Here is a 19784-nt window from a genome sequence, read left to right on the forward strand (position 1 = left end):
CTTATGTATTTACTAGCTATATTCATTGCGGTTCTGTTGGATTGGTTGCTGGGGGATCCCTATAGTTGGCCTCATCCAGTCAAGCTAATTGGGAATTTTATTAGCCTATTTTTGAAAGGTCAGCCTAATAGTCCAAAAGGAAAATATGTCTACGGGTTCTTCTTGTGGTTGACTACGGTTGGTCTGACAGCAGGTATGAGCTACCTCTTGCTCAGAGCATTTGCTCGTTTTTCGCCAGTGCTTTACTGGGTTTTATGGATATACTTGGCTTATACTTCTTTGTCGACAAGGTGTTTAGCCATGGAAGCCTTGAAGGTCTTGAAAACGTTAAAGACGGGGACTATCGAAGATGCTCGTTATCAGGTCAGTATGATTGTTGGGCGAGATACTAGTCAACTGACAGCGGAGGAAATCAGCAAGGCCACCATTGAAACAGTGGCTGAAAATACCAGTGACGGCGTTATCGGACCATTGCTCTGCTTGTTTATTGGTGGTCCAGTTTTGGCCATGGCTTATAAGGCAGTTAATACCTTGGATTCTATGGTTGGATATAAGACGGAAAAATACCGGCAAATTGGTTTTGTGTCAGCCAAGCTGGATGATCTAGCAAACCTGATACCTGCGAGGATCACGTGGATTTGCTTGATGATTGCTAGTCATATTCTAGAATTGGATAGTAAAAATGCATGTCTAATCGGCTTTAGGGATCGTTACCAACACGCCAGCCCTAATAGTGCCTTTTCAGAAGCTGTAGTGGCAGGTGCCTTGGGTATTCAACTTGGTGGCGCCCATATTTACCATGGTGAGTGGGTTGACAAGCCGACCATTGGTGATGCGGTTCGTCCTGTTGAGTTTACTGATATTCAAACGACCATTCAAATGCTCTATATGAGTACAACCGTTTCATTGTTGCTATTTAGTGCCGTATATTTGTTACTGACGATTATTTAGGAGACTTACATGACCTATATTCAAAATCCATCCTCTATTGAGGAAACAAGCTTTAAAATTATTCAATCGATTATTGATGAGGAGCATCCAGATTATCAATTTCAAACGGAGATGGAGGAGTCTATCATCAAGCGAGCAATTCACACTTCAGGCGATTTTGATTATCTCTATACTTTAAAATTTACTCATGATGTCAATCAAAAGATTGTAGAAGTATTGAAAAACAAGGGGACCTTGGTGCTGGATTCCAGTATTTCACTTAATGGGATAAACAAACGTGTTTTAGATCAAATGGGGGTGAATTATACCTGCTTGATCAACGATGAAGATGTTGCTCTACTGGCTAAAGAAAAAGGTATCACACGGGCCATGGCTGCTGTTGAAGTGGCAGCTAAGATTCCAGGTCCAAAAGTCTATGCCTTTGGTGGTGCTCCAACAGCCCTATCCTACTTATTAGAATTGGTTGAGGCAGGGCAGATGGAAGTTGATGCAGTTATTGGTGTCCCAGTTGGCTTTATCAATGTTGAGGAATCTAAGTCAGACTTGCTTGCGTCACCTCTTCCTGCTATTGCGACCCTTGGTCGAAAGGGTGGTAGTACCATTGTGGTAGCTATAATAAATGCCATCATCTACCAGTTAAAAGAAGTCTTGACTGGTGATTATATTCGTTACTCAACACCGACAAGTAAATAGGAGATGACTATGGTCTATATAACAGATGCCCATAAAATTGAAGCAGCAAGTTACCAAAAAATTCAGGAAATCATCACTAAAGAACATTCGGATTTTGTATTTAAAAACCCCTATCAGGAGGCTGTTTTAAAGCGAGTTGTTTTTACTAGTGCTGATTTTGATTACCTGTATAATATACAGTTTTCCAATCATGCCATTGAGGAAATAGTGAAGGTCTTGAAAAATAAGGGAACCATTTTCACTGATACGACGATGGTTTTGGGAGGTTTCAATAAAAAATTATTGGATAGGCTTGGTGTCGCTTATCGTTGCTTGGTGAATGAACCAGAGATTTTTAAAGAAGCCAAGGAAAAGGGAATTACGCGATCAATGGCTGCAGTAGAGCACGCGGCAAAAGTCGAAGGGCCGAAACTCTTTGTTTTTGGGAATGCTCCAACTTCTATATTTAAGGTCTTGGAAATGGTCGAGGCAGGTCAAATGGAGTCTGTTCCAGTCATAGGTGTTCCAGTTGGATTTGTTGGAGCTGCAGAGTCTAAATTGCAACTCCATGAAAGTTCCTTGCCGGCTATAGCTGCACTTGGTAGAAAGGGTGGCAGTACCATTGCAGCAGCCATTGTTAATGCCATACTCTATCAGTTGAAAGCTGAGGATAAGGAGGGACAACTCTTCTCACCTTCAGGAAAAGGCTATTGTCAGGGTAAATAAAATGGAAGAATATGTTTATGTTGATGGAAAAAAATTAAAAAGAGGCTTTACGACGGGGACCTGTGCAACAGCAGCAACAGTTGCAGCTTTGAACATGATTTTACAACAGGAAATCGAGGAGAAAGTTACTGTAAAAACAGCTTCAGGTGTCCAAGTTACTATGGATGTTCACAAGCCTTCCTTTGATGAACAATCGGCTACCGCAGCTATTCAAAAAGATGGCGGCGATGATGCCGATGCGACCCATGGATTATTGATTTTTTCAACAGTTACCTTATTGCCTCATCAGACAGAAATTGAAATTGATGGAGGTGAGGGAGTCGGTCGGGTGACAGAAGTTGGTCTGGCCAATGCAGTCGGTATGGCAGCTATAAACCCAACTCCGCGAAGGATGATTGAGGAGCATGTTCGTGACTTGATAGGTCCAGATTGCGGGGCTAAGGTCTTGATATTTGTTCCTGGAGGTGAGGAAGTTGCCAAGGCGACTTATAATTCGCGGCTAGGCATTCTGGGAGGTATTTCCATTTTAGGTACCACAGGGATTGTCAACCCCATGTCTGAAGATAGTTGGAAGGCTGCTATTACAGTCGAGTTGTCCATGCTTTATAATAAGGGTTATCGTTCTGTTGTCCTATCGCCTGGAAAATATGGTGAAGCCTTTGGAATGGATGGTTTAGGCCTACCCAAAGAGCAAATTGTCAATATGAGCAATTTTGTGGGGCACGTTCTGAAAGAAGTTCAGAGAATTGGATTTACAAAGGTACTGATGGTTGGGCATATGGGCAAGTTAGTCAAGGTTGCATCAGGCACCATGTCTACGCATAGTAAGGATTCTGATGGACGTATTGATACCTTAATAGCTAATTTAGCCCTCATGGGTGCTCCTTTGGAAATGTTACAGAAGGTAAATACATGTTTGACAACAGATGCAGCAGCAACCATTATCAAAGAATATGGTTATGAAGGTATTTATCAGATTTTAGCAGACAAGATTAAGGCTAAGACAGAGCGGTTGCTCAAGTACCGTCAACCTGCGGTAACCATTGATGTAGTCTTATTTGGTACGGAAGATGGCTACCTAGCTTCAACCAAAAGCTTAGCGGAAATTCAGGAGGAATGGTCATGATAGATGTGATTGGCATTGGTCCAGGAAATCCGGTCTATTGCCTGGTTGGTCAATTGGACCGTTGTGAGCAGGCAGACTATATCTTGGGGAGTGAGCGCCATTTAGAAGTTCTTCCTGCTAGTCTTAGGGAGAAAGGGGTTATAGCTCCTAAAAAACTGAAGGACTTAGAGGCTTTATTGGAAACATATCCCGTAGAAGCTTCTATTGTTTACTTGGTTTCAGGAGATCCCTTGATTTACGGTTTGGGCAAGTGGATGTCTGAAAAATTTCCTGGTCGTGTTAGGATATTGTCAGGGATTAGCTCCATGCAATACTTAGCTAGCAAGGTATGTTTGCCTATGAATGATGCCTATTTAACCAGCAGCCATGCCAAACTCCCAAACTTTGATTTGATCATGAGTTTGCCCAAGGTCTTCATGGTGACAGATGCCCATGTTGGTCCCTATCAAATTGCTCAGGAGGTCCTCAAAAGGGGACTTAAACGGAAAATCATTATCGGTGAACATCTGAGCTACGAAGATGAGGAAATCAGTATTCTAGCAGCGGAAGATGTTGTTGACCGTGATTATAAAATGAATGTGGTGGTAATTGTAGATGAAGGATACTGAATTTATTCGAACCAAGGTCCCTATGACCAAATCAGAGATTCGTGCCATTAGCATTGATAAACTAGATTTAACACATGCTAAACGGATGCTGGATGTGGGATCTGGGACTGGTAGCGTTACGATTCAAGCAGCTTGTAGCTATCCTCAATTAGAAGTGGTAGCTGTGGAGCAAAATCCTGATGCCTTGGCCCTAACAAGACAAAATATTGAAAAGTTTCAGTGCCAAAACATCACTCTGCATGAAGGGAAGGCACCGATTGAACTACAGGGTCCATTTGATGCCATTTTTGTCGGAGGGACTGGTGGAAACATGCAGGAAATTTTTGACTGGTGTCAGAAACTTCTCCTTCCAGGAGGCAGGTTGGTCTTGAATTTTATACTTTTGGAAAATGCCTTAGAGGCAGCCCAGATTGCTGAAACAATGGATTGGGAAGACCTAGAGCTCACCTCAGTACAGGTTGGCAACTGGACTGGTTTAGGAAAAGGTCATTATTTTAAACCACAGAATCCAACAATTGTGGTTTCTTGTCAAAAAGCTAAAAAGGAGTAGAGAGAATGTCGAAGGTACATTTTGTTGGTGCAGGTCCTGGTGATGTGGAACTGATTACCTTGAAGGGTTATAAGCAGTTATCACAGGCAGATGTTGTGATTTATGCAGGTTCCTTGGTCAATCCAGCCCTCTTGGATTACTGCAAGGAAGGTGCAGAAATTTATGATAGTGCTGGGATGCATTTGTTGGAAATTATTGATGTCATGGAGGCAGGGGTCAAGGCAGGCAAGGAGGTTGTCCGATTACAGACTGGCGACTTCTCTATTTACGGCTCTATCCGTGAACAGATTGAGGAGATGAAGAAGCGAGGGATTGCATTCGATTGTACCCCAGGTGTCAGTTCCTTCTTAGGAGCTGCTTCAAGTATTGGAACAGAATACACAGTGCCTGAAGTTTCCCAAAGTGTCATCATTACCCGTATGGCAGGTCGGACACCTGTTCCAGAGCGTGAATCTTTACGAAGCTATGCCCAGCATCGTACTTCAATGGCTATTTTCCTGTCTATTCAAGGCATTGAAAAAGTAGTGGAAGAATTGGTTCAAGGTGGCTATCCTACCACTACACCTGTTGCGGTCATCTATAAGGCGACTTGGCCAGAGGAGAAAAAGGTTTTTGGCACACTCGAAACGATTGCAGAGAAGGTCAAAGAAGCGGATATCAGTAAGACGGCTCTGATTCTGGTTGGTGATTTTCTAGGACAGGAGTTTTATTATTCAAAACTTTACCATGAAGAATTTGAACACGAGTATCGCCATGGGAAAAGTAGCCATGCCCAGTAAGGTTGCCCTTGTTGCCCTAACAGAAACTGGCAAAGAAACGGCTCTAAGGTTGAAAAGCAAGTGGGCACGTCCCTGTCATATCTACAGCCTAGCTAAATTGGCAGATAATCAGGTGACAGGTTTTGATAAGCGTCCTACTCAGGCAATAGCAGAGCTCTTTCAACAAGTGGACGTTCTGGTCTGTATCATGGCGACCGGAATTGTTGTCCGTGCTATTGCTCCTGTTGTTCAGGACAAAGCAGCAGACCCAGCCGTCATTGTCCTAGATGAAAATGCGACAAATGTCATTAGTCTACTAAGTGGTCATCTGGGTGGAGCCAATGAAGTGACTAGGGAAATCGCTACTCTTCTAGAAGCTAATCCAGTCATTACAACGGCAACGGATGTTCAAAATGTTGTTGCCCTGGATACCCTTGCCAAATCCGTCAATGGTTGGCGATCTGACCTACGCCCCTTGGTTAAGGAATTTAATGGATTGTTAGCAAATCGGGAAAGGGTCTATTTTTACCAAGAAAAACCTTGGATAGAAGATGTGCGGGGCTTAAGCCTTCTTGAAGTCAATCAAGTGGAAGAAGTCCTAGCTGGAGATGCCCCTCTTATTCTCTTGCAGACAAAGGAAATGACCAGCAAACGTGAACATCTTGCTGTCATTTATCCTAAGCCCTATGTACTTGGAGTTGGGGCACGAAAAAATGTATCCTCTGAGATTTTTTATCGGAACTTTCAAGAATTTTGTCAGGAACAAGGAATTGAGCAAACCGAAATTGCGAGGATTGTCAGTATTGACGTCAAGAAGGATGAAGAGGCCATTTTGGATTTAGCAGAACGACTATCTTGTCCTTTTGATGTATATAGCAAGGAGGACTTAGAGAAGGTTGCTGACAAGTATCCTTGTTCGGATTTCGTGAAAAAAACAGTTGGGGTAGGAAGTGTGGCGCTTGCTAGTGCAGACCTTGCCAGCGATGGCCAGGTTCTAACAAATCGATTTGCAAAAGATGGGTGTACCTTTGCTTTAGGTAAAGTCCCTGTAAACTAATAGATATAAAGGAGAATGCTATGCTCTATGTGATTGGCTTAGGTCCAGGTAAAGAGGAACTAATGTCTGGAGAAGCCCTCAAGGCTATCGAGGATTGCGAAATTATTGTTGGTTATTCAACCTACATGCGTTTGATTTTGCATTTGGTAGAAGGTAAGGAATTAGTGGCGACAGGTATGCGGAAAGAAATTGAACGCTGCCAAAAAGCTATTGATTTGGCTCTGGAAACGGGTAAGAATGTCGGTGTTGTATCCAGTGGTGATGCAGGTGTCTATGGTATGGCTGGACTAATTCTAGAGCTGATTGGTGATGATTCTGACTTGGAAGTCAAGGTGATTCCAGGTATTACAGCTAGCTTGGGTGCTGCAGCAATTATGGGTGCTCCCTTGATGAACGACTTTTGTCATATCAGTCTTAGTGACTTGATGACCCCCATGCCTGTTATTGAAAAACGTCTTCATGCCGCTGCTCAGGGAGATTTCGTCATCTGTCTCTACAATCCACGTAGTAAGGGGCGGCCGGACCATCTATCCAAGGCCCTTTCAATTATTGCTGAGTACAAATCACCAGATACCATTGTGGGCATTGGTAAGGACATCGGTCGAAAGAAAGAGGAGTATATCTTAACGACGATTAAAGATTTAGATGAGTCCTTGGTTGATATGACAACCATTGTCATCGTTGGAAACAAAGAAACCTATATTAAAAATGGCCGTATGGTTACACCTAGAGGATACACTCTATGATGAAATTACTTTTGGGAGGGACTTCGGACAGCACAGAAATTTTGGCTCTGCTAAATGATCTAGGTATCGAGGTAACAACATCGGTGGTGACAGACTATGGGAAACATCTGGCATCCAAATTTGGTCAACCTGTCATTCAAGGTCGATTGACTGCAGAGGATATGGTCCGCTTTGTCCAAGAACACAAAGTGGATGAAATCATTGATGCTACCCACCCTTTTGCAGATTTGGTTTCCAAGGAGGCGATGAGAGCAGCAGAGCTTGCTGGCATTTCTTACCTGCGGTATGAGCGGAAGGAAACAGATGACTTGACGGGAGCCCTAGTGGTACATTCCACAGAAGAAGCCATATCCTTGATAAAAGAAAAAGGTTACCCTACTGTTTATTTGGGAACTGGAAGTAAAACCTTGCCACTCTTTGTTAATGGTTTACCTGATGTGCGAATTGTGGCCCGTGTTCTTCCAACTTCTGAGGTTTTGCTGGCTTGCGAGCGATTGGGCATGGTTGCGGATCAAATTGATGCTATTAAGGCACCCTTTTCCAAGGAATGCAACAAGGAACTGATTTTACGGTCCAAGGCTCAAGCCTTTGTTTCCAAAGAAAGTGGCAGTATTGGTGGTATTCGTGAGAAAATCACAGGTTGTCAAGAATTGGGTGTTGATTGCATTATCATCGCAAGGCCTAAGGTGGACTATCCTAAGAAGGTGTCTTCCGTAGAAGAACTAAAAGATTATTTACAAATAGAAGCATTTCAAAACGAATGCCCAATAGTTTAACAGTGAAAGGAGTTAGAATGACAGGATTTGTAAGTTTGCTAGGTGCGGGACCTGGTGATGTTGAACTGATAACGGTCAAGGGGGCTAGAAGATTGCGTGAAGCAGATGTTCTGGTTTATGACCGCTTGGTCAATCAGGATTTGTTTTCCTATCTATCAGATAAGTGTCAGCTGATTGATGTTGGAAAGAAACCAGGAATGCCTTGCATTCGGCAAGAGGAAATTGAGCGAATTCTTATTGAAAACGCTAGGGAAAATAAGCGGGTTGTCCGACTGAAAAGTGGAGATCCTTATATCTTTGGGCGAGGCGGGGAAGAAGCTCAAGCCTTGGTAGAGGCTGGAATTCCTTTTGAAATTGTTCCAGGAGTGACATCGGCCATTGCAGGTGCCACTTATGCTGGAATCCCAATGACTTTTAGGGATAAGGCAACCAGCTTCCATGTCTTTACAGGTCATTTGCAGGATGAAATGGAAAGTCTAAACTGGGCAGCTATTAGTCAGCTTAAGGGAACCCTGGTCTTCTTAATGGGGATGAAACATCTATCCGTCATCACACGAGAACTTGTTAACAATGGTTTTTCTAAGAATACACCTGTAGCGATAGTAGAATGGGCAACCCATCCAAGCCAGCGCTCGATAGACGGAACCTTGTCTACCATTGAAGAACTGGCCCTGAAAGAAGATATGAAGGCACCTTCTATCATTGTTGTTGGGGATGTAGTTTCATTTAGAAAGGAATTGAATTTCTATGAACATCTTCCTTTGCATGGTAAACGAATCTTTTTACAGGATTCAACAACCGGGAAATTGCCAGTCTACTTAAAAGATGATGGAGCGACCTTGGTTAAATTCCCAAGTCGTACACAGGTTAATAAGCTTTCCTTTGATTTGCCAGATTGGTCCCAAGTTGATGGAATGGTATTTACTGATACGCAGAGTTGGATTTTATTCTTATCTCGTTTGAGGGAGGATGGAATTGACCTACGCAGCCTTTCCCATATTCAGTTTGCGGCCATTGGTCATCATACTGCTAAGACATTGGAAGAAGCAGGGATTTTATTAGTAGCAAAAGGAACACAAAGTAAGGATCCTTCTATTAAGGACTTACTGGAAAAGACTGATGCTTCTTGGTATTTGGTGGCTCCAGAACACAAGCTGGCAGATTTGAGAAGCTTATATGACTTCCCTGTCCTTGTCACCCATAGTCTTGCATTTGATAAGGAATTAAGACCTCAAGATTGGACCAATCTTGACTGTGTTTGCTTGCCAAATTCAGTTGCTGCGGCTAATTTTGTGACTCTTGTGGAAGAGACAGGATTAGACCTTCAAGAACTGCCAATTATCGTTATGGGAGAAACAACACGAGATAAACTGGTGGAAGCAGGCTATTCAAGGATTATTGAAACAGACCAGCCAACCATTTTGGCTATTCGAGACAAGTGTCGTGACATTCTGATAAAGGAGAACCTATGACAAAAGCTATTTTATTGGTGAGTTTTGGAACAACTCATCCAGAAACGAGACAAAAAACGATTGGTGCCTGTGAACAGGCCATCAAGGAGGCCTTTCCGCAGTATGCGGTTTATCAGGCTTATACTTCTACAGTCGTTTTGAGACGTATCAAGGAAAATGAGGGACTAGAGATTCCAACTGTTAAACAAGCCTTGGAACAAATGAAAGACGAAGGAATTCGGGAAGTTTACATTCAGCCATTACACATTATTGCGGGGTCTGAATTTGAAAAAATCTTGAATCAATCACAAGAATTTCAATCTTATTTTGACATCATAAAAGTTGGTCAGCCCTTGCTCCACAGTGAAGATGACTATCAGCAAGTCAAGCAAGTTCTGATGGACCAGTACGGCCATTTTGGTGAAAAAGCAGCTACTGTTTTAATGGGCCATGGAAGCCAACACAATGCCTTTGTGGCCTATGCGGCATTAGATCATATGTTGACTGGTAGTCCGGTGCACATTGGTTGTGTGGAAAGCTATCCTCCTGTTGAGCAGATTGAGGAGAAATTAAAATCTAAGGGAATCAAAGAAGTTCATTTGGCACCCTTCATGCTGGTAGCTGGTGAACATGCGACCAATGATATGGTGTCAGATGATGAAGATTCTTGGAATACCTATTTCAGTCAACGGGGTTATGAAGTGATTCCACATTTGATTGGTCTAGGCGAGTATCCAGCCATTCAAGATATGTATATCCAACATCTACACAAAATCATTGACTAGGAGTAACTTATGGCACGATTTTATGGAATTGGGATTGGTCCTGGTGATAGTGAGTTGGTAACAGTAAAAGCTAGTCGTATTCTTGGTGAGCTTGATATTCTCTATACTCCAGAAGCCAAAAAAGGAGCGAAAAGTTTAGCGCTTGAGATTGCTGGACCCTATCTTAGTGAAGAATTGATGATCAAGCAACGACATTTTCCAATGGTAAGGGATAAGTCGCATAAAGAAGGGCAATGGCTGGATATCGCTGAAGAAATTGTTGCAGATGTCCAAGCAGGTAAGAATGTTGGTTTCATTACTCTAGGGGATCCAATGGTATTCAGTACCTATAGCTATCTATTAGACATTATCGGGCATCGTATTGAAACCAAGACCATACCGGGGATAACGTCATATAACAGTATTGCAGCTGAAGTCGGTTTGCCCTTGGTCATGGATGAGGAATCATTTGCAGTTGTTCCAGCAACTGCGGATGTACAGCACTTGGAGGCTGTATTAAGGACACATGAAACGGTTGTTATTATGAAGGTGGCTAATCATCTTGCTGAAGTACTTCCCTTGTTAAAGCAGTTTGATTTGCTTGATAAAACGGTTCTTGTTAGTCGTTCTAGTACCGATCAACAAGAGATTCGACATGGGGTAGCAGATCTCTCTCCTGAAGAAAAGCTATCTTATTTCTCAACTATGTTAGTCAAAAAACATTAAAAAAAATAAAGGAGAATAACATGAAAAAGTTATTGAATCTTTTAGCACTTGTTGCTTTACTGACCCTAGTTACAGCTACACCAGTAGCAGCCATGCACATTATGGAAGGCTATTTACCTCCTGCTCATGCCCTGCTCTGGTTTGGAATATTTGCACCATTTTTCCTGTATGGTTTGTTCCAATTGAAAAAGTCGGTCCAGAAAAATCCTGAAAGTAAGGTGGGATTGGCTCTATCAGGTGCCTTTGTCTTTATCCTTTCAGCCCTAAAAATTCCATCTGTAACAGGTTCAACATCGCATCCAACAGGTGTCGGCTTTGGTACAGCTATGTTTGGTCCGAGTGTCATGGTTGTTTTAGGAACGATCTGTTTGCTCTTCCAAGCTCTCTTCTTGGCCCATGGTGGTTTGACGACCTTGGGAGCAAATGGATTTTCAATGGCAGTTGTTGGACCATTTGTTGGTTACTTTGTTTATAAATTAGCCCTGTCTATGAAAGTCAATCAGCGCGTGGCTATTTTCCTCTGTGCTTTTATAGCTGACCTGGCAACTTATTTAACTACTTCGCTACAATTATCATTGGCCTTTCCAGATGCACAAGCAGGTGTCTTTGGTGCTGCAATGAAATTTATGGGGGTCTTCATGGTTACACAAATTCCAATTGCCATCATTGAAGGTCTTTTGTCAGTAGTCCTGTATAACTTAGTTGTAGCCAATGCTAAAAAAGAAGAAGTAGGAGTGTTCTAAGATGAAAAAGCAAAATATTCTCTTATTGTTGACTTGTGTTCTGATTGCTGTTGGTGCCTTTTTCTTAGCACCTAAAGACGCCGAGTTTGGGGGTTCGGATGGCGGTGCTGAAGTAGCCATTACAGAGGTTAATCCAGATTATGAACCATGGTTCGCTTCAATTTATGAACCAGCTAGTGGTGAGATTGAGAGCTTACTCTTCACTCTACAAGGTAGCATTGGTGTGGGTATTATTACCTATGTATTGGGTTATCACAAGGGAAAGAAATATGTTAATCATTGATCAATACGCCTACCAGAATCGATTGGTAGGGCTATCTCCCAAAGTAAAATTAGGGATTTACCTATTGTTGCTAGGAATTTCTTTTACAGGAATTCCTAGCCTGCAATGGGCTATTATAGTGGCCTTATTCCCAGTGACTTGTTACCTAGCAAAGTTACATTGGAAAACATATGTAAAATGGCTATTGTTAACCCTGCCTTTTGTTTTTATCAGTTTAGTAACCATGGCCGTGAGTTTTCAAGAATCTCCATCAAAGAATCTTATTCTAGCCTTACCTTTGTGGAAGGGCTATGCAGTTATCACTCGTGCTAGTCTAGATCAAACCATTGCTGTGTTTGTGAGAAGTTATGCTTGTTTGATGTCTACCTACTTTTTTGTTCTCACTGTACCATTTAGACAGTTGATTGACTTGTTAAGAAGTTTTCGCATTCCAAATGAATTATTAGAAGTTATTGTCTTTATGTATCGCTTTATCTTCATGTTTTTGGAAGAATTTCTTGTCATGCGAGATACACTTGATTTGAAATTTGGTTTTGGAACAGTCAAGCAGAGCTATCAAACTATGGGTTTGTTGGCTAGTCAATTATTTACTAGATTGATGAGAGCAAATCGACAGATCAATGATATGTTAGAATTTCGCTTTGATCCTTAGGAGGTTATCATGCTAAGTGTGGAGAATATCAGTTACACCTATAATCTAGACTTTGGAAAGGTCCTCGAAGATGTAACTATGGACTTTGATAAGGGGCAAATCGTCGGTGTTTTAGGAGCAAATGGCTCTGGTAAGTCTACTCTGATGAAAGTTATCATGGGCCTCTACCAACCACAAGATGGAAGGGTGTATTACCAACAGAAATCGCTTGTCTATTCTAAAAAAGCACTGTATGCCTATCGCCAAGAGGTCGGAATTGTTTTTCAAGACCCTGAACAACAGTTGTTTTACTCAGTGGTGGAAGATGATGTGGCCCTGGCCCTTCGTAATCTCTCCTATCCAGAGCCAGAAATAAAGGAGCGTGTGGATAAGGCGTTAAAAGATATGCATATCGAACATTTGCGAAATCGCCCTGTTCACTATTTGAGTTTTGGTCAGAAGAAAAAGGTGGCGATTGCAGGTGTTTTAGCCTTACAACCCAAGTATTTACTTCTGGATGAACCGACTGCAGGTTTAGATCCGCGTGGTCGGAATCATATGATGTTTCTGATGAAAAAATTGGCCAAGCAAGGAACAAAAATTATCTTGACCAGTCATGATATGGATTTGATGTATGATTGCTGCGACTACGTTTACCTACTTGATAAGGGGAAATTAGTCTTGGAAGGCGAAGTAAGCAGTGTCTTTTTAGAGGAGGAAATCTTAGAGAAGGCCCGCTTATCTTTACCTTGGCTAGTAAAATTACATCTAGCAATGGGACTCCCATTGGCAGAAAATGAACAGGAATTTTTTGAAAGGTTAGGAAAAGACTATGGCAAAATCATTGATGATTCAAGGAACAGCTTCGGATGCCGGTAAGAGTATTATCGTAGCAGGGCTATGTCGTATTTTTAAGCAGGATGGCCTGCGGGTTGTGCCCTTCAAATCACAGAATATGGCCCTTAATTCGTATATCACCAAAACAGGTCAGGAAATGGGACGGGCCCAGGTCTTTCAAGCGGAGGCTGCTCAGGTTGAACCAGATGTTCGGATGAACCCTGTTCTTCTCAAACCGACCTCAGACCGAAAATCTCAGGTTGTTTTCATGGGCCAGGTCCTAACGGATATGGATGCGGTCGAGTACCATGAATTTAAGCAGGAGTTGCTTCCCAAGATTAAAGAAGTTTATGAGGAACTGAGTGCTGAAAATGATATAATATTGCTTGAGGGAGCAGGTAGCCCAGCTGAGATCAATTTGAACGACCGAGATATTGTTAATATGGGTATGGCTAGATTGGTTGATGCACCGGTTATCTTGGTAGCGGATATTGATAAGGGTGGTGTCTTTGCTTCGATTTATGGGACAATCATGCTCATGCCAGAGGAAGATCGCCAACGAATCAAGGGAGTAATTATCAATAAATTCCGAGGTGACGTTGCCCTGCTTCAGTCAGGAATCGACATGATTGAGGACTTGACCAAAGTTCCTGTTTTGGGTGTAGTCCCTTATGCCCAGCTCAACATTGATAGTGAAGATAGTGTTGCTCTAGTTCAAAAAAGCCGGAAATATAATCCTCAAAAAGACTTGGATATTGCCATTATCAATCTGAATAGGATGTCCAATTTTACAGATTTTAATAGTCTAGAAATGCAGCCTGACGTGTCTGTTCGCTATGTCAGACCAGGTGATGAGCTTGGTCACCCAGATCTCGTGATTTTACCAGGAAGCAAGAACACCATTGAGGATATGGTTTATTTGGTCGAGTCGGGCTTGGATAAAGAAATTCATCGTTGTTTCCAAGAAGGAAGTGCTATTTTTGGTATTTGTGGTGGCTACCAGTTACTTGGTCAACACTTGTCGGATCCCTTAGGGGTTGAGTCCAGCATTCAGGACATACCTGCTCTGGGGCTTTTAGGCACAACCACTATCTTCCAAGCCAATAAGTGTACCACTCAGGTCCAAGCTCGACAAGGTGACTACTGCTTAGAAGGTTATGAAATCCATATGGGGGAAACCTGTTTGGGTGATGGTGTTCAAGCATTTTCAACCATTGTTTTGCAAAATGGCGAGGCGACGGAGCGTCAGGATGGAGCTATTGGACATGGTGGTCAGGTTCAAGGGACCTATCTACATGGTATTTTCGACAATCTGGCATGGACCCGTGATTACCTAAATCAATTAAGAATTAGAAAAGGCTTGCCAACTCTTGACCAGCAAGTAGAAGCCATTCAGACCATAAAGGATAGAGAGTACGATAAGTTAGCAACTATTTTGAGAGAATCCTTGGACATGGCAGCTATCTATGACATCTTAGCTTGACCGTTAGGAAGGGAAAATGTATGCGAATTTATACAGGATATGGAGATAGTGGGAAAACCCGCCTTTATGGTGGTGACCGAGTTTCCAAGACCCATGAGCGCGTGGAAGCTTACGGGACTATGGATGAGCTGTGTTCACTGCTAGGAAGAATAGTTGCGGAGATGAGGGAATACCCAGAATTGGACGACCTTCGACTGGAGTGCGAGCAAATCCAGCAGCAGCTCTTTGATTGTGGCAGTGACCTAGCTACACCAAGGGAATTACGGCCCTACAAGCAGGAAGAAGCTACTGTAAATTGGCTGGAAGAACGTATGGATGCCTATATGAAACAGCCTCCTCAGTTGGAGAAGTTCATCATACCAGGTGGGCATTTGATTGCCAGTTCTCTCCACATGGCAAGAACACTTACCAGAAGGCTTGAACGCCGCATGGTAGCCTTAATGGAGATAGAAGAAAAGGTAAATCCAGTCGGTCTTGTCTATATTAACCGTTTATCAGACTACTTTTTTGTCCTCGCTCGCCTGGTTAATTTTAGACTAGGGGTAGCTGATACGGTCTATGAACGCAGTTCTAAGATTTTTCGAAGTCGGAAAAAGGAGGCATGACCATGTACCCAGTTATGATTAACATAAAGGGAAAAAAGGTAGTTGTGGTAGGCGGAGGCAAGGTTGCTTCCAGAAAAATCAAGGGCTTGTTAGATGAGGGTGCTTTGGTGACTGTTATCAGCCCAGACCTGCATTCAAGTATTGATGCTACACAAGTGACCTGGCTTGCTAGATCCTATCAAAAAGGAGATTTAGAGGGTGCAACATTAGCCTTTGCCTGTACCGACCAAGCCAGTGTCAATCTGCAAGTGATGGAGGATGCCGATCCTAGTCAGTTGGTCAACAATACTGGTGACAAGAACCATTCTGATTTTTATAATGTAGCAATGGCCAAGGGAAAAAATTTTTCTGTCATGATTTCAACAAATGGTGCTTCTGCTGCCTATTCAAAGGCCATACGTCAGAAAATCGAAGCACTGTTAGAAGAGTTAGAATGAAAAGGTTAGTATGTTATGGACCTATTATATGTTGGATTGACCCATCAAAATACACCGTTTAGTTTGTTGGAGAGGGCACACTTTTCCGACGAGGAAGTGGACCAGGCCTTACGGGCCCTCAACCAAGAGAAAAGTATTTTTGAAACGGTCATTGTATCGACCTGTAATCGAACAGAGCTGTATCTAGTAGTGGACCAGCTCCATACGGGACGCTATTATGCCAAACGATTTTTACTGAACTGGTTTCAGCTGGAAGCGAAAGAAGTAGATCCCTGTCTGATTTTCAAAGAAGCCGATCAGGTCTTGGAACACCTACTGAGAGTGTCCATTGGCCTGGAATCGAAGATTTTAGGAGAAACTCAAATTCTAGGTCAGTTGAAACGGGCCTTTGCCAGAGCTCAGACAGTTGGGACGACTGGAGTTATCTTAAATCAAGTCTTCAAGCAGGTCATGACCTTTGCCAAACGAATGCATGAAGAATACCGCATCAATGCTCGACCGATTTCCATAGGCTTAACAGCGGTGCAAATGCTAGAGCAGACGGATTTTGACTATTCTGGAAAAACGGTAGCGGTTATCGGCCTGGGTGAAATCGGCCAACTGGTGACCAAATACTTGCTGAAAAAACCTTTTGAACAAATCCGCTTGGTCAATCGGACAGTTTCAAAGGCCCAGTATTTTCTACAGGACCAACGTGTGCAGGCTTTTAGCTGGGACCAGCTAGAAGCAGCGGTTGCGGATGCGGATGTTGTATTCTCGGCTGTAAAAGTAGGTGGCTACATTCTTTTTCCAACCATGCTAAAAGAAAGTGTTATCGCCTTTGACCTTTGTCTACCTAGGACCGTTCATCCCAGTGAACAGATGACCCTCTATACGATCGAGAATCTCAGCAATCAACTGGAAGTCTATCATGAAGAAAGAAGAGAAATTGCCAATCAGATTGTTTTGGAAATAGAGGATGAGTTGGTCAAATACCAAGAGTGGCAAGCGCAGTTGGGAATTGTTCCGCTTATTCGTGAATTGAGGGAAAAAGCCTTGCAGATTCATGCAACATCTTTAGAAAGTATCAATCGAAAAATACCTGATTTGACCGAAAGGGAACAGAAACAAATTTCCAAACACATGAAGGGGATTGTCAATCAGTTGATTAGAGAGCCCATTTTACAACTCAAGGAGATGTCTGTCGGGGAAAGGTCTGACTATGATATTGCCTTGGTCTGTAAACTTTTTGGCTTAAAAGCAGACAGATTAGGAGAAGATTATGACAATAATTAGAGTGGGAACTCGGCAAAGTCAGCTAGCACTGACTCAGACCAATATGGTTGTAGATGCCCTTAAGACCTTACACCCCGATGTTGAGTTTGAACTGGTTCCTTATAAGACGACAGGTGACAAGCTAGTCCACGTCAGTCTTCAGAAAATCGGTGGAAAAGGTGTTTTTGTTAAAGATATTGAGAAGGCACTGGTGGAAAAAGAGATTGACATTGCAGTCCATAGCTTGAAAGATGTTCCTGGGCTACTAGCTGAGGGATGTGTCATTGGGGCCAGTCCTGAGCGTGAGGATGTGCGTGACTGTTTAATTTTCAAAGAAGCTGGTATGACCTTGGCTAGCTTGCCAGCTGGATCAGTAGTAGGAACTAGCAGTCTTCGCCGTCAAGTTCAGCTCGAGGCTGTTCGGCCTGATCTGGTCTACAAGTCCTTGCGTGGAAATATCGATAGCCGTATCCAAAAGGTCCGAGACGGCCAGTATGATGCCATTGTCTTAGCAGTTGCGGGAATCAATCGACTTGGCTGGACCAGCCAGGCTGACTTGGATATTGAATATTTGGACGAATCCATTTGTCTTCCTGCTATTGCCCAGGCAGCTCTGGGAATCGAATGTCGGGCGGATGACCAGCAAGTATTGGATATCTTATCTGGCATAAACCATCCTGAAACAGCCATCTGTGCAGGCATTGAGCGGGAATTTTTACGAGGAATGGGTGCTGATTGCACCTTCCCAATTGCTGCCTTGGCCAAGCAGGTTGGAGCTGACTATCAGTTAGAAGTCATGCTGGCAGACCGTGAGAAAAACTGCCACCGCATCAGACTCTCTGGTCCAGACGGTTTCCAGTTAGCTAAGGAGGCCGTGGAGAAACTCAATCAGCTAGGGGTTGAGCCAGCAAGATGACAGCGACGATTGTAGTAACAAGAGATGGGGTTATAGATGTGGACCTGCAAGCAGCTTTGGAAAATGTTGGCTTCCAGCTAGTAATTGTTCCTCTGATAGCTTTTCAGGCCCATCCCCTACCTCAACAAGTCCAGCAGGAGTTGGAAAAGGCTGATTGGTTGTTCTGCACCAGTGCGACAGCTTTTGAGTGCTTTCTGCCCTATCTCCCCTCTGCCATACAGATTGCCAGTATTGGCGAGCAGACCAGTCGTTCCATCAGGGAAGCAGGACGGTCAGTGACTTTTGAGTCCACTAGTCAGTATGGAAAAGATTTTGTAGAGGAGTGGCTGGCCCTTGGCTTAGAAAGGCAAACGATCTTGCTGCCTCAGAGTCATTTGGCCAATCCTCGCATCGCAGAGCGTTTGAGGCAAGAAGGGCATTCTGTGCTGGCTTGGGAGATGTATGACACGGTTGCCCATCAGGCAGGTCAGGCTCAGCTGGCTACTTATCTGAACATAGATAGGGTTATTTGGACCTTTGCTAGTCCATCTGCCTGGCACAGTTTTACAGAGGTAGTAAAAAAGCTCCCTGCCAGCCATAAAATAGCAGTCATTGGAAGGACAACAGCTCAGGCAGTGATGGACTCTGGTTATGAGGTAGACCTAATGCCAGACAGGCCTTCTATCACTGCCATGCTAGAAACCATAATGGATAAGGAGAAACGATATGGTATTTTTTAGACACAGACGTCTGAGAAGGACAGAAGGGATTCGCGATTTAGTCAGGGAAACCCAACTACTGACCACAGACTTGATTTATCCTATTTTTGTGAAAGAAGGTCTTGAAGACAAGCAGGAAGTAGCTTCCATGCCAGGAGTCTATCAATTCCCCTTGCATCAGTTAGTGGATGAAATAGCAGAAGTAGAAAAATTAGGGCTAAAGAGTATCATTCTATTTGGCATTCCCAAGGAAAAAGATGAGATTGGTAGCCAGGCCTCTTGTGAAACAGGCATTGTTCAGGAAGCGATTCGCCTAATCAAAGAACACTTCCCTCAGCTTGTCGTGATCGCAGATACCTGCTTGTGTGAATTTACCAGTCATGGACATTGTGGTTTGTTAAAAGGTCAGGAGGTTGACAATGATACTTCCTTGACACGCTTGGCAGAAGTTGCTATTAGTCAAGCAAGAGCGGGGGCGGATATCATTGCTCCATCCAACGCCATGGACGGCTATGTTGAGGCTATTCGTCAGGGACTGGATCAGGCAGGTTTTGAAGATATTCCCATCATGTCCTATGCCATTAAGTTTGCCTCTAGCTTTTACGGACCGTTTCGCGATGCTGGTGAGAGTGCTCCAAAGTTCGGCAATCGGAAGACCTACCAAATGGATCCAGCCAATCGTTTAGAAGCATTGAGAGAGGCACTGAGCGATGAGAAAGAAGGTGCTGACTTTCTCATGGTCAAGCCAGGCCTAGCCTTCTTGGATATTCTGCGGGAGTTACGGCAGGAAACAAAACTTCCCTTAGTTGCCTATAATGTCAGCGGAGAATATGCCATGATTAAAGCTGCAGCTCAAAATGGCTGGATTGATGAGAAGGCGGTTGTTCTTGAAACCTTGACAGGATTTAAGCGGGCAGGTGCAGACTTGATTATCACCTACTTTGCCAAAGACGTAGCCTACTATTTGAAAGAGGAAGGATAAGATG

Annotated in this window: 24 protein-coding genes; all 24 read left to right on the forward strand. The window is 43.2% G+C overall.

Translation table 11 applies throughout. The features are described from left to right. Window positions 1-3 precede the first annotated feature (3 nt). From cbiB to hemB, 24 genes are read left to right on the forward strand one after another with little or no spacing between them, the layout of a single operon-like run. The gene (cbiB, locus tag PW220_RS04550) at window positions 4-951 is read left to right on the forward strand and encodes an adenosylcobinamide-phosphate synthase CbiB (protein ID WP_248054364.1); all 948 of its coding nucleotides are present in this window, start codon (window positions 4-6) and stop codon (window positions 949-951) included. Window positions 952-960: 9 nt separating this feature from the next. Further along, window positions 961-1644, forward strand: a complete 684-nt coding sequence (locus tag PW220_RS04555) for a cobalt-precorrin-8 methylmutase (protein ID WP_248054362.1) — start codon at window positions 961-963, stop codon at window positions 1642-1644. Between the two features lie 9 nt (window positions 1645-1653). Then, window positions 1654-2349 (forward strand): cobalt-precorrin-8 methylmutase, encoded by a 696-nt coding sequence (locus tag PW220_RS04560; protein WP_248054360.1) that lies wholly within the window; start codon window positions 1654-1656, stop codon window positions 2347-2349. Window position 2350: 1 nt separating this feature from the next. Next, complete coding sequence (cbiD, locus tag PW220_RS04565; protein ID WP_248054356.1) at window positions 2351-3475, forward strand: cobalt-precorrin-5B (C(1))-methyltransferase CbiD; 1125 nt, start codon at window positions 2351-2353, stop codon at window positions 3473-3475. Next, window positions 3466-4083: a cobalt-precorrin-7 (C(5))-methyltransferase gene (locus PW220_RS04570; RefSeq protein ID WP_316716455.1), complete on the forward strand. Its 618-nt coding sequence runs from the start codon at window positions 3466-3468 to the stop codon at window positions 4081-4083. Before cbiD ends, PW220_RS04570 begins: the two co-directional genes overlap by 10 nt. Next, window positions 4070-4633: a decarboxylating cobalt-precorrin-6B (C(15))-methyltransferase gene (locus PW220_RS04575; protein ID WP_248050904.1), complete on the forward strand. Its 564-nt coding sequence runs from the start codon at window positions 4070-4072 to the stop codon at window positions 4631-4633. Before PW220_RS04570 ends, PW220_RS04575 begins: the two co-directional genes overlap by 14 nt. 5 nt (window positions 4634-4638) lie before the next feature. Continuing rightward, window positions 4639-5412, forward strand: coding sequence for a cobalt-precorrin-4 methyltransferase (locus PW220_RS04580; RefSeq protein WP_024380922.1), 774 nt, complete (start codon window positions 4639-4641; stop codon window positions 5410-5412). Beyond that, complete coding sequence (locus PW220_RS04585; RefSeq protein ID WP_398582933.1) at window positions 5360-6448, forward strand: cobalt-precorrin 5A hydrolase; 1089 nt, start codon at window positions 5360-5362, stop codon at window positions 6446-6448. Before PW220_RS04580 ends, PW220_RS04585 begins: the two co-directional genes overlap by 53 nt. A gap of 20 nt (window positions 6449-6468) precedes the next feature. Beyond that, complete coding sequence (gene cobJ / locus PW220_RS04590) at window positions 6469-7194, forward strand: precorrin-3B C(17)-methyltransferase (protein WP_105106638.1); 726 nt, start codon at window positions 6469-6471, stop codon at window positions 7192-7194. Continuing rightward, on the forward strand, window positions 7191-7970 hold the full coding sequence (gene cobK / locus PW220_RS04595; RefSeq protein ID WP_248054352.1) for a precorrin-6A reductase: 780 nt from the start codon (window positions 7191-7193) through the stop codon (window positions 7968-7970). The genes cobJ and cobK overlap by 4 nt, the downstream gene beginning before the upstream one ends. Window positions 7971-7987: 17 nt before the next feature. Continuing rightward, window positions 7988-9442: a uroporphyrinogen-III C-methyltransferase gene (cobA, locus tag PW220_RS04600; protein WP_248054350.1), complete on the forward strand. Its 1455-nt coding sequence runs from the start codon at window positions 7988-7990 to the stop codon at window positions 9440-9442. Then, window positions 9439-10206: a sirohydrochlorin cobaltochelatase gene (locus tag PW220_RS04605; protein WP_248054343.1), complete on the forward strand. Its 768-nt coding sequence runs from the start codon at window positions 9439-9441 to the stop codon at window positions 10204-10206. Before cobA ends, PW220_RS04605 begins: the two co-directional genes overlap by 4 nt. A gap of 9 nt (window positions 10207-10215) precedes the next feature. Beyond that, window positions 10216-10911, forward strand: coding sequence for a cobalt-factor II C(20)-methyltransferase (locus PW220_RS04610; protein ID WP_248054341.1), 696 nt, complete (start codon window positions 10216-10218; stop codon window positions 10909-10911). A gap of 20 nt (window positions 10912-10931) precedes the next feature. After that, complete coding sequence (locus PW220_RS04615) at window positions 10932-11654, forward strand: energy-coupling factor ABC transporter permease (protein ID WP_029694330.1); 723 nt, start codon at window positions 10932-10934, stop codon at window positions 11652-11654. 1 nt (window position 11655) lies between these two features. Beyond that, entirely contained in the window at window positions 11656-11937 is a 282-nt protein-coding gene (locus tag PW220_RS04620; protein ID WP_024380914.1) for an energy-coupling factor ABC transporter substrate-binding protein, read from the forward strand. After that, window positions 11924-12589 carry a cobalt ECF transporter T component CbiQ gene (gene cbiQ, locus PW220_RS04625; protein WP_248054340.1) on the forward strand — a complete coding sequence of 222 codons (666 nt, stop codon included), beginning with the start codon at window positions 11924-11926 and terminating at the stop codon, window positions 12587-12589. The genes PW220_RS04620 and cbiQ overlap by 14 nt, the downstream gene beginning before the upstream one ends. Window positions 12590-12598: 9 nt before the next feature. Next, window positions 12599-13447 carry an energy-coupling factor ABC transporter ATP-binding protein gene (locus PW220_RS04630; protein WP_248054338.1) on the forward strand — a complete coding sequence of 283 codons (849 nt, stop codon included), beginning with the start codon at window positions 12599-12601 and terminating at the stop codon, window positions 13445-13447. Next, window positions 13401-14888, forward strand: a complete 1488-nt coding sequence (locus PW220_RS04635; RefSeq protein WP_248054336.1) for a cobyric acid synthase — start codon at window positions 13401-13403, stop codon at window positions 14886-14888. The genes PW220_RS04630 and PW220_RS04635 overlap by 47 nt, the downstream gene beginning before the upstream one ends. Window positions 14889-14908: 20 nt before the next feature. After that, the gene (locus PW220_RS04640; RefSeq protein ID WP_248054334.1) at window positions 14909-15493 is read left to right on the forward strand and encodes a cob(I)yrinic acid a,c-diamide adenosyltransferase; all 585 of its coding nucleotides are present in this window, start codon (window positions 14909-14911) and stop codon (window positions 15491-15493) included. A gap of 2 nt (window positions 15494-15495) precedes the next feature. Beyond that, complete coding sequence (locus PW220_RS04645) at window positions 15496-15930, forward strand: precorrin-2 dehydrogenase/sirohydrochlorin ferrochelatase family protein (protein WP_248054332.1); 435 nt, start codon at window positions 15496-15498, stop codon at window positions 15928-15930. Window positions 15931-15945: 15 nt separating this feature from the next. Further along, window positions 15946-17205: a glutamyl-tRNA reductase gene (gene hemA, locus PW220_RS04650; protein WP_248054331.1), complete on the forward strand. Its 1260-nt coding sequence runs from the start codon at window positions 15946-15948 to the stop codon at window positions 17203-17205. Then, complete coding sequence (gene hemC / locus PW220_RS04655) at window positions 17192-18100, forward strand: hydroxymethylbilane synthase (protein ID WP_248054329.1); 909 nt, start codon at window positions 17192-17194, stop codon at window positions 18098-18100. Before hemA ends, hemC begins: the two co-directional genes overlap by 14 nt. Next, complete coding sequence (locus PW220_RS04660; RefSeq protein ID WP_248054326.1) at window positions 18097-18819, forward strand: uroporphyrinogen-III synthase; 723 nt, start codon at window positions 18097-18099, stop codon at window positions 18817-18819. Before hemC ends, PW220_RS04660 begins: the two co-directional genes overlap by 4 nt. Further along, entirely contained in the window at window positions 18806-19780 is a 975-nt protein-coding gene (gene hemB, locus PW220_RS04665; protein WP_248044585.1) for a porphobilinogen synthase, read from the forward strand. Before PW220_RS04660 ends, hemB begins: the two co-directional genes overlap by 14 nt. The last annotated feature ends 4 nt before the right edge of the window (window positions 19781-19784 follow it).

Origin of the sequence: Streptococcus sp. 29892 (genome assembly GCF_032594935.1) — a bacterium.
Lineage (GTDB): Bacteria > Bacillota > Bacilli > Lactobacillales > Streptococcaceae > Streptococcus > Streptococcus hyiners.

Bases quoted from the DNA above. Each gene is read 5' to 3' on its own strand.
- cbiB (WP_248054364.1), top strand. From the start codon at position 4: ATGTATTTACTAGCTATATTCATTGCGGTTCTGTTGGATTGGTTGCTG.
- PW220_RS04555 (WP_248054362.1), top strand. From the start codon at position 961: ATGACCTATATTCAAAATCCATCCTCTATTGAGGAAACAAGCTTTAAA.
- PW220_RS04560 (WP_248054360.1), top strand. From the start codon at position 1,654: ATGGTCTATATAACAGATGCCCATAAAATTGAAGCAGCAAGTTACCAA.
- cbiD (WP_248054356.1), top strand. From the start codon at position 2,351: ATGGAAGAATATGTTTATGTTGATGGAAAAAAATTAAAAAGAGGCTTT.
- PW220_RS04570 (WP_316716455.1), top strand. From the start codon at position 3,466: ATGGTCATGATAGATGTGATTGGCATTGGTCCAGGAAATCCGGTCTAT.
- PW220_RS04575 (WP_248050904.1), top strand. From the start codon at position 4,070: ATGAAGGATACTGAATTTATTCGAACCAAGGTCCCTATGACCAAATCA.
- PW220_RS04580 (WP_024380922.1), top strand. From the start codon at position 4,639: ATGTCGAAGGTACATTTTGTTGGTGCAGGTCCTGGTGATGTGGAACTG.
- PW220_RS04585 (WP_398582933.1), top strand. From the start codon at position 5,360: ATGAAGAATTTGAACACGAGTATCGCCATGGGAAAAGTAGCCATGCCC.
- cobJ (WP_105106638.1), top strand. From the start codon at position 6,469: ATGCTCTATGTGATTGGCTTAGGTCCAGGTAAAGAGGAACTAATGTCT.
- cobK (WP_248054352.1), top strand. From the start codon at position 7,191: ATGATGAAATTACTTTTGGGAGGGACTTCGGACAGCACAGAAATTTTG.
- cobA (WP_248054350.1), top strand. From the start codon at position 7,988: ATGACAGGATTTGTAAGTTTGCTAGGTGCGGGACCTGGTGATGTTGAA.
- PW220_RS04605 (WP_248054343.1), top strand. From the start codon at position 9,439: ATGACAAAAGCTATTTTATTGGTGAGTTTTGGAACAACTCATCCAGAA.
- PW220_RS04610 (WP_248054341.1), top strand. From the start codon at position 10,216: ATGGCACGATTTTATGGAATTGGGATTGGTCCTGGTGATAGTGAGTTG.
- PW220_RS04615 (WP_029694330.1), top strand. From the start codon at position 10,932: ATGAAAAAGTTATTGAATCTTTTAGCACTTGTTGCTTTACTGACCCTA.
- PW220_RS04620 (WP_024380914.1), top strand. From the start codon at position 11,656: ATGAAAAAGCAAAATATTCTCTTATTGTTGACTTGTGTTCTGATTGCT.
- cbiQ (WP_248054340.1), top strand. From the start codon at position 11,924: ATGTTAATCATTGATCAATACGCCTACCAGAATCGATTGGTAGGGCTA.
- PW220_RS04630 (WP_248054338.1), top strand. From the start codon at position 12,599: ATGCTAAGTGTGGAGAATATCAGTTACACCTATAATCTAGACTTTGGA.
- PW220_RS04635 (WP_248054336.1), top strand. From the start codon at position 13,401: ATGGCAAAATCATTGATGATTCAAGGAACAGCTTCGGATGCCGGTAAG.
- PW220_RS04640 (WP_248054334.1), top strand. From the start codon at position 14,909: ATGCGAATTTATACAGGATATGGAGATAGTGGGAAAACCCGCCTTTAT.
- PW220_RS04645 (WP_248054332.1), top strand. From the start codon at position 15,496: ATGTACCCAGTTATGATTAACATAAAGGGAAAAAAGGTAGTTGTGGTA.
- hemA (WP_248054331.1), top strand. From the start codon at position 15,946: ATGGACCTATTATATGTTGGATTGACCCATCAAAATACACCGTTTAGT.
- hemC (WP_248054329.1), top strand. From the start codon at position 17,192: ATGACAATAATTAGAGTGGGAACTCGGCAAAGTCAGCTAGCACTGACT.
- PW220_RS04660 (WP_248054326.1), top strand. From the start codon at position 18,097: ATGACAGCGACGATTGTAGTAACAAGAGATGGGGTTATAGATGTGGAC.
- hemB (WP_248044585.1), top strand. From the start codon at position 18,806: ATGGTATTTTTTAGACACAGACGTCTGAGAAGGACAGAAGGGATTCGC.